This window comes from Candidatus Symbiopectobacterium endolongispinus (assembly GCF_018777385.1).
Classification (GTDB): Bacteria; Pseudomonadota; Gammaproteobacteria; order Enterobacterales; family Enterobacteriaceae; genus Symbiopectobacterium; species Symbiopectobacterium endolongispinus.
Map to the genome: position 1 here is coordinate 956149 of NZ_JAFJYB010000002.1, position 7420 is coordinate 963568.

Here is a 7420-nt window from a genome sequence, read left to right on the forward strand (position 1 = left end):
ACATTAAAATCACTGATCTGAAAATAATTTTTTGCCGTGGGGAAATGCATCATTCTGGACGAGGCATTTCCAGCGTAAAGCGACAGCCTTTTTCTGTGCTATCGACCTGCATGTGCCAGCCCAGATGCTCCATGGATAAACCAAGTCCTTCGCCACGTTGCTGAGCACTGTGCAAAAAACGCTGAAATTGCTGCGGATCGATGCTGAGCGGCAGGCCTGGGCCGGTGTCGGAAACGATCAGCGTTGTGTCATGCAGCGTAATCCGCACTTCACCTTGCTCCGTATACTGGCAGGCATTGCGCAGCAGGTTCCAGATAATACTGCGCGCCAGTTCTGCGTTGGGTATGTACATGGGGCGTTTGCGGTGCCTCCAGAATCAGCGTCACCGGTTTTTTTACCAGCCAGGGTTGGCAGCGTGTAATACATTCCTCGATCAACGGACGCAGCTGTACGTCGGCGCGAGCCAACGTGTGCGGATCGCGTGAGAGCAGCAGGCAGGTCAGTTGGCGTTGCATTTCCTGTGTGGTGCGTACGATGCGTTCGGCGCTGGGTATCAAGTGGCTGTCGGCAGGCAATTGGTGCACGATGGTTTCCGCCGCACCACCTATGATAGCCAGTGGAGTGCGCAATTCATGGCTGGTATCGCTGACAAAGCATCGCTCACGGTGCAGAAACTGCCCCAGTTCCTCACTGTGCTGTGCAAACGCGCGCGCCAGCACGCCAATTTCGTCACTCGCATCCTGAAATGGCAAAGGCTTCTGTTTGCGTTGTACCACGTCGGCCAGGCGAGTAATGGGCGCGGTAACGCGCGCCGATGTTAATCTTCCAATCCAGAACGCGCACAGAATACACAACAGAATCACCAACGGTGCAAAGCCGTCAATCAGGTATTCCAGAAACCTGTAGTACTTGCCATCCTGTAACAGGTAGTAGTCTTGATCGTTGAGCGTAAATACCAGCATATACCAATGATCGGATTTTTCCAGGCGATGGTAACCTGGGGGCGTAATGTCGCAGAGCATCGGGTACGGTCTGTGGATCGTAAAACTGGCTGCCTTCAGGCAGTGTTGGAGAAATGCCTTTGACAATAGCTCTTTCCAACTGAGGCACCTCGTCATGCAGGCTTTTTGCGATGACATACGATCTCACTTCATCGTAATCAAGTTGCTCCGCGATAACCACAAACCCCATGACGGCTACCATCAGCAATACAAATGAAATCGTAATGCGTGTCCTGAGCGTCATTTGCTGGTAAAGGGATTTCATGATGCTGGGTCTACTCGTTGTGTGATAATTCCGGCGCGACCTCCCCGGGCGTATGGAGACGTAAGCCGACGCCATGCACCGTTTCTATCAGAGCAGATGTGAAGTTTTTGTCAATTCTCTGGCGCAGGTCATGAATGTGTGTGCGCAACGCACCACTTTCAGGCGGTTCGTCGCCCCACAGCAGGTATCCCATCTGCTGTTTTTTAACCACGCCAGGCGCAGCGCGGACCAGACACAGTAGCAATTTGTGTGTGGTGGGTGTCAGGTTGATAGTATGACCTTGCCGCCATGCCTGCGGTGAGCGGGTGTCTACCAGCAGGTCTTCCCATGCCAGCATCCCTTGCACCTGTCGGCCTTGGGCGCGGCGCACTAATGCCTTGATACGAGCGTCGAGTTCCTTGAGCGAAAAGGGCTTGACCAGGTAATCGTCGGCACCCAGCGCCAAGCCCTGCACGCGGTCTTCTACGGGATCGCGTGCTGTCAGCATCAGCACCGGCACGGGATTCTGAAATTCTCCCCGGAGTTTGCTGCATAGTGTCATACCATCCAATCGCGGCAGCATTAGATCTAACAAAATGGCGTCATAATCATGCTGCGTAGCCATATGCAGACCTGTGACACCGTCACGTGCATCGTCCAGCACATAACCCAGTGGCTCGAAAAAGTCGTACAGATTGGCCACCAACTCATGGTTGTATTCAATGATAAGCAGGCGCGTCATGGGTCATCGGCATCCTTAAAAGATAAACGGCATCTTAACAACTTCCTGACACACGCTTTTTGATACTGCACAGACCTTTCATTGATGGGGAATTGCGCGTGTATAACTGTCCGATATCCAAGCGATTCAATTTGCTATCGTTGACCTGGGTAGTCGGGCTGCTCTTCACCTCTATTGGATTTGTTGCGCAGTGGCAAACGCCAGAGTCCAACGTGGGGGTCAACAGCCTGCAAGCCAAGGAGCCAATACGACCTTTTACCATTATGCGCAATATTATCGGCTATGTGAAACACGGTTTGAAACGCACCACATCACGACTATTGAGCGCAGTGAATGAGGATACCAAACGTCCTCAAATGCAATCGCAGGTGCCCAGACGAGAGCAGTATTGCCGATTTGTACCACTGGGCGTGGTGATGTTTACGAGGCGCTGAACACCCAGTTTAACCGGGTGTTCAGTAACTGCATTTATGCGGGTTCGCGTTGACTTATCATCAGCGCTAAATCGACAAGGCGGTTTGAAAACCTCCATTCATTGTCGTACCAGGCGAGGATTTTGACCATATTGCCACCGATAACCAGCGTCGAGAGCCCGTCAATAATGGACGAACGCGGATCGCCATGGTAATCGCTCGAGACCAACGGTTCGTCGCTATAGCCGAGAATACCCTGTAACGGGCCGGAAGCGGCTGCTTCACGAAACGCATCGTTGACTTCCTCTACGGTTACCTCGCGCTCAAGAGTTACCGTGAGATCGACGATTGATACCACAGGAACCGGTACGCGCAGGGAATAGCCGGTCAGCCGTCCATCCAGTTCAGGGATCACTTTCCCTAGCGCTTTAGCCGCCCCACTGGAGTAGGGCACAATCGATAACGCGGCGGCGCGCGCGCCACGCAGATCCTTTTCCGCCTGGCTGTTGGTGTAGGCGTGAGTGGTATTCATCAAGCCATGTTTAATACCAAAATGTTGGTGCAGAACCTGTGCAGCTGGTGCCAGACCGTTGGTGGTGCAACTCCCATTAGCTGACGACATAGTGCTTTTGCGGATCGTATAAACCATGGTTCACGCCCATGACCACCGTCAAATCGTCATTCTTGCCCGGCGCAGAGATGATGACGCGCTTGGCTCCGCCGCTATTAATATGCACAGCAGCTTTTTCGCGTTCGGTGAAAAACCCCGTCGCTTCGATCACGATATTTACCTCAGCATCACGCCAAGGAATGCGCGCAGGATCGCGCTCGCTGAATACGGTGATTGGGTTACCATTAACGCTAAGTCGCCCATGGGATGATTCAACGAGGGCCGAGAGTGTGCCCAGCAGAGAGTCATATTTTAGAAGGTGGGCCAGCGTTTTACTGTCCGTCAAATCGTTGATTGCCACGATTTGGATGTCTGGGTTGCCCAACGCAGCACGCAGTACGTTGCGCCCGATTCTGCCGAAACCATTGATACCGACCTTGACCATGATGAACTCCTTAGTGGTTGTCTCTGGAGTGACTGTAGGTCATAGGGATTTTGGCGTAAATGACAAAAAAGGATCACATTACGCCATTTTGCGACAATGGAAGCGCTGGCGATATTCCCTGGGGGTTAATTGCAGCTGTTTTTCAAAAATACGGCGTAGGTTAATGCTGCTACCAAACCCCGTATTGGTGGCAATGCGATCCAGCGTATCGGTGGTTTGTTCCAGATGTTGTCGTGCGGCGGCAAGGCGCGCTTATGACACATAGCGCGCCGTGGAAACGCCGGTTTCACGGGTAAATACGCGGGTAAAATTACGAGGGCTCATAGCGACTTTTTCTGCCAATGCTTCGACGTAGATATCGGCAGTAATATTATCGAGTATCCACATCTGCAAATCGCCGATCGGGCCTGCATTGCCGGTTTGGCGCAAGTTGTAACGGCTAAACTGTAATTGACTGCCAGGGCGATGCAGATACATCACCAAATCCTGCGCGATATCGCGGGCAAGACTGAAGCCGTAATCTTCCTCAACCAGCGCCAGCGTCAGATCAAAACCAGAGCTAACACCGCCAGAGGTCCAGATAGGGCCATCCTGTATATACAGCGGACCGGCTTCGACCTTTACCTCAGGGAAGGTTGCCTGCATGGTTTCCAGCAGTTTCCAGTGTGTGGTCGCCCGCCTTCCATTCAACAAGCCGCTCTGAGCAAGCAACATCGCACCGCCACAAATCGATGCAACACGGCGCGCATGCGGGGCGGCAAGGCGCAGCCAATCCACCACGGCAATGCCTTCCTGCTGGAAGACGGTGCCGACGGCCACTTCCAACGATGCCGATGAACTCAACCCCGCGCCTTGAGGAACGTTGCCACTGATAACGAGATCGGCGCCGTTAAAATGCGCGTTGCGCGTTTGCAGATGCTTTATCACACCTCGCACATAGTTTGACCATTGCCAAGTAGCATGTGGCACGATAGGTGCGTCCAGCGAGAAAGAATCCTGCTGATTATCATAATCCGCAGCAATGACGCGCACGATGCGATCCGAGCGCGGAGCACCACTGATCGCTGTCTGATAATCAATGGCGCAGGGTAGCACAAACCCATCGTTGTAATCGGTATGTTCACCAATAAGGTTGACGCGCCCGGGTGCCTGTATGGTCAGTGTGGTATGGTAGCCAAAGGTTTTAGCAAACAGGGACAGCGTTTTTTCTTTCAGACTCATGTTGATACTCCGGATTCGCGAAAATGGATGTCGCTTACCGCACGAAGACGTTCGGCCACTTGCTCTGGCGTGAGGTCACGTTGTGTTTCAGCGAGCATTTCGTAGCCAACCATAAACTTATGCATGGAGGCGGAACGCAGCAGCGGCGGGTAAAAATGGGCGTGTAACTGCCAGTGGGGACTATCCAGTTGGTTGAACGGCGCACCGTGCCAGCCCATGGAATAGGGGAATGAGCACTGGAAAAGATTGTCGTAGCGGCTGGTTAGCCGTTTTAACGCCAGTACTAAATCCACGCATTGTGCGTCGGTCAATGTGGTAATGCGCTGTACGTGTGTTTTCGGCAACAACAGCGTTTCAAACGGCCACGCCGCCCAATAAGGGACGACCGCCAACCAGTGCGCCGTTTCCACCACCGTCCGACTACCGTCTTCGCGTTCGCGTGCGGCATAGTCCACCAGCAAGGGCGAACCGTACTCGCTGAAATAGGCTTGTTGCCGGCGGTCTTCGTTTTCGGCTTCATTCGGCAGGGAACTGTTGGCCCACACTTGTCCATGCGGATGCGGATTTGAACAACCCATCGCCGCCCCTTTGTTTTCAAAAACCTGCACCCAGGGGTAGGTTTGGCCCAGCTCTGCGGTTTGCGCCTGCCAGGTTTTTACCACCCTTTCTAAAGCGGACACGCTCAGTTCCGGCAGCGTTTTACTGTGATCCGGCGAAAAACATGTTTTGCTGGAGCTTTCTGTGCGCCTTGCCAAGGGCGTTTTGCCCGGTGCGGAGAAACCAGAACCCACTACCCCGTTAGCGGGTTGTAACGGCGATGGGGATGATCGACCGGATAAATTGCATCATGGTCACTCCTTAGTGGGTGAAGCCTGCGGATGGCGGGACTGCCAGCGCCATGTGTCTTGCGCCATGTCTTCGAGCGAACGCGTGGCGCGCCAGTTCAGTTCGCGATCGGCTTTACTGGCGTCGGCCCAGTAGGCGGACAAGTCACCATCGCGGCGTGGGGCAAAATGATAGTTAACCGATTTACCGCAAGCCTTGCTGAACGCATTGACGACGTCAAGAACGCTGCTGCCGATGCCTGCGCCAAGGTTATAGAGGTGAATACCCGCTTTTCCCGCCAGCTGTTCCATCGCTGCAATGTGACCATCAGCGAGATCCATCACATGAATGTAATCGCGTACACCGGTGCCGTCAGGCGTGTGGTAGTCATGGCCAAAAATGGCCAGTGAAGGACGACGACCTACGGCCACCTGTGCAATGTAGGGCATCAGGTTATTCGGAATGCCCTGAGGATCTTCACCCATATCACCAGAGGGGTGTGCGCCTACGGGGTTGAATAACGCAACAATGAGATGCTCCACGCGGGCTGCGCCTTTTGCAGGTCAGTGAGAATATGTTCAACCATTAGCTTGCTTTTGCCATACGGGCTTTGTGGCGTACCGGTGGGGAAACTTTCCTCATAGGGAATGTTTGGCTGGTCGCCGTACACCGTGGCAGAAGAACTGAAGATAAGATTATTGATGTTGGTAGTCTGCATGGCGCTAGCCAAGCACAGCGTGCCATGCACATTGTTATCGTAATAGTCCAATGGTTTGGCGACTGATTCGCCGACTGCTTTTAGCCCAGCGAAATGGATCACCTTTCAATAGCGTGTGAACGCAGGGTACTGACCAGCAGCGCTTCATCACGGAGATCGCCATGAATGAACTGCACGGATTTTCCCGCCAAACGTTCAATAACCGGCACGACGCCGGGCTTACCGTTACACAAGTTGTCGAGAATGACGACATCATGCCCCTGTTGCAGCAGTTGTACACAGGTATGGCTGCCAATATAACCGGTACCACCCGTCACCAGTACACGCATATACTCCCCCTAATGCCAGTTATATCGGAGTGAGGTTATCACTCGCGCTGTACAGAAACCATGATCTGATGTTAATTTATGTAATCGTTTACATTTTTAGTTTTTAGCATTTCGATATCAATATAACTTATTGTAAATAGAGTTAATTAATAGGTGTTGTCAGCGGAATGTCGCGCGCGAACAGAATGGTAAAGATCGACGGTACCACTGACCTTTCCCAACGGAGCATAATGCGGTTACCGGGATTAACACCCTAAGCCTGCTTGGCAGACATGGCGACTTACACGGGATGGCTGAAATAAATATGATTTGCTTGATTCCGGCCGGGTTCGGGAGTCTTCAAGAGCTTTTCGGCGACGGCGAAGGCGAATTCAAACGCTACACCCAATCCTTTTCCAGTAATCAGATTGCCATCAATAACCACATTCGCGCCGGTATATGTTCCCTCTGGACACTGCATCCACAACTCTCCAGAGCACGTATAGCGGCGATTACGCAGCAGATGATTATTGCCCAACACACGTGCCGGGGCAGAGCAGAGCGCACAGACCCATTCACCCCACTCATCATGTCGTCGAATAAAATCGATAAACTGGGGGTCTATTGCCATACGCATCGTAGAATCCGGACCTCCAGGAATAATTACCGCGTCATAGTGTGCAAGAGCGAGATTGTCAATATAATCATCTGCGTGTACTGACAGTAAAAAATAGCTTTTGGTGGTTAATCGCCCTGAGGCCGCTCAGGAAACGAGCGTCACATCGATATGCAGTCTGCGTAAAATGTCATATATAATCACGGCTTCTGCGTCTTCAAATCCATCGGCAATCAAGGGGTCAGTTTGGATATCGAAAATTATTGTACGTTAAGAA

At 52.5% G+C, this 7420-nt stretch carries 5 protein-coding genes and 4 pseudogenes; 1 reads left to right on the top strand and 8 read right to left on the bottom strand.

Features of this window, described 5'->3' with window-relative positions:
- Nucleotides 1-49: 49 nt before the first annotated feature.
- The 3 genes from JZM30_RS11390 to JZM30_RS11400 form a co-directional block, all read right to left on the bottom strand.
- Nucleotides 50-352, bottom strand: coding sequence for an ATP-binding protein (locus tag JZM30_RS11390; protein ID WP_252318766.1), 303 nt, complete (start codon nucleotides 350-352; stop codon nucleotides 50-52).
- Nucleotides 270-1022 (bottom strand): histidine kinase dimerization/phospho-acceptor domain-containing protein, encoded by a 753-nt coding sequence (locus JZM30_RS11395; protein ID WP_252318767.1) that lies wholly within the window; start codon nucleotides 1020-1022, stop codon nucleotides 270-272. Before JZM30_RS11395 ends, JZM30_RS11390 begins: the two co-directional genes overlap by 83 nt.
- A 254-nt stretch (nucleotides 1023-1276) precedes the next feature.
- Entirely contained in the window at nucleotides 1277-1987 is a 711-nt protein-coding gene (locus tag JZM30_RS11400; RefSeq protein ID WP_252318768.1) for a response regulator transcription factor, read from the bottom strand.
- Between the two features lie 131 nt (nucleotides 1988-2118).
- Between JZM30_RS11400 and JZM30_RS11405 the strand changes: the two genes are divergently transcribed.
- The gene (locus JZM30_RS11405) at nucleotides 2119-2421 is read left to right on the top strand and encodes a hypothetical protein (RefSeq protein ID WP_252318769.1); all 303 of its coding nucleotides are present in this window, start codon (nucleotides 2119-2121) and stop codon (nucleotides 2419-2421) included.
- A gap of 34 nt (nucleotides 2422-2455) precedes the next feature.
- On the opposite strand, the pseudogene gap reads toward JZM30_RS11405, so the two are convergent.
- The 5 genes and pseudogenes from gap to JZM30_RS11430 all read right to left on the bottom strand — a co-directional run bounded on the left by gap (nucleotide 2456) and on the right by JZM30_RS11430 (nucleotide 7251).
- Nucleotides 2456-3455: pseudogene (gene gap, locus JZM30_RS11410) on the bottom strand (type I glyceraldehyde-3-phosphate dehydrogenase).
- Between the two features lie 78 nt (nucleotides 3456-3533).
- Nucleotides 3534-4676 (bottom strand): annotated as a pseudogene (locus tag JZM30_RS11415) (galactokinase family protein).
- Nucleotides 4673-5517: pseudogene (galT, locus tag JZM30_RS11420) on the bottom strand (galactose-1-phosphate uridylyltransferase). The pseudogenes JZM30_RS11415 and galT overlap by 4 nt, the downstream one beginning before the upstream one ends.
- Before the next feature lie 10 nt (nucleotides 5518-5527).
- Nucleotides 5528-6548: pseudogene (galE, locus tag JZM30_RS11425) on the bottom strand (UDP-glucose 4-epimerase GalE).
- Nucleotides 6549-6828: 280 nt separating this feature from the next.
- The gene (locus tag JZM30_RS11430; RefSeq protein WP_286673572.1) at nucleotides 6829-7251 is read right to left on the bottom strand and encodes a DJ-1/PfpI family protein; all 423 of its coding nucleotides are present in this window, start codon (nucleotides 7249-7251) and stop codon (nucleotides 6829-6831) included.
- Nucleotides 7252-7420 lie beyond the last annotated feature (169 nt).

Coding starts and splice junctions, on each gene's coding strand:
- JZM30_RS11390 (WP_252318766.1), bottom strand. CDS start 352: ATGTACATACCCAACGCAGAACTGGCGCGCAGTATTATCTGGAACCTG.
- JZM30_RS11395 (WP_252318767.1), bottom strand. CDS start 1,022: ATGCTCTGCGACATTACGCCCCCAGGTTACCATCGCCTGGAAAAATCC.
- JZM30_RS11400 (WP_252318768.1), bottom strand. CDS start 1,987: ATGACGCGCCTGCTTATCATTGAATACAACCATGAGTTGGTGGCCAAT.